The organism is Vibrio sp. 1069, from assembly GCF_033340555.1.
Map to the genome: position 1 here is coordinate 1 of NZ_JAWOWP010001000.1, position 507 is coordinate 507.

A 507-nucleotide genomic window follows, 5' to 3' on the forward strand; every position below is an offset into this window, starting at 1 on the left:
TTGATGGTCCTGCTGCTTTTATTGAGACCAACGTCATGGGCACTTACCATCTTCTTGAAGCGGCGCGTCAATATTGGTCAAGCCTTGAGGAAGCGAACAAATCGGCGTTTCGTTTTCATCATATTTCTACGGATGAAGTGTATGGCGATTTAGAGGGTACGGATGATTTATTCACCGAAACCACCTCATACGCTCCAAGCAGCCCATACTCGGCGTCTAAAGCGTCGAGCGATCACCTTGTACGCGCTTGGCAGCGTACTTATGGTCTCCCAACACTCGTAACCAATTGCTCAAACAACTATGGTCCGTACCATTTCCCAGAGAAGTTGATCCCACTGATGATTCTGAATGCCCTCGATGGCAAGCCTTTACCTGTGTATGGTGATGGCATGCAAATCCGAGATTGGCTGTTTGTGGAAGACCATGCTCGCGCGCTTTACAAAGTCGTGACGGAAGGTGAAATCGGCGAGACCTACAACATCGGTGGCCATAACGAAAAAGCAAACA

1 protein-coding gene is annotated in these 507 nt (G+C 48.5%); it reads left to right on the forward strand.

Annotated elements, in window-relative coordinates; translation table 11 throughout:
• Positions 1-507 (forward strand): dTDP-glucose 4,6-dehydratase (locus tag R7040_RS30265; protein WP_318098163.1); only part of this gene is annotated, 507 nt, incomplete at both ends.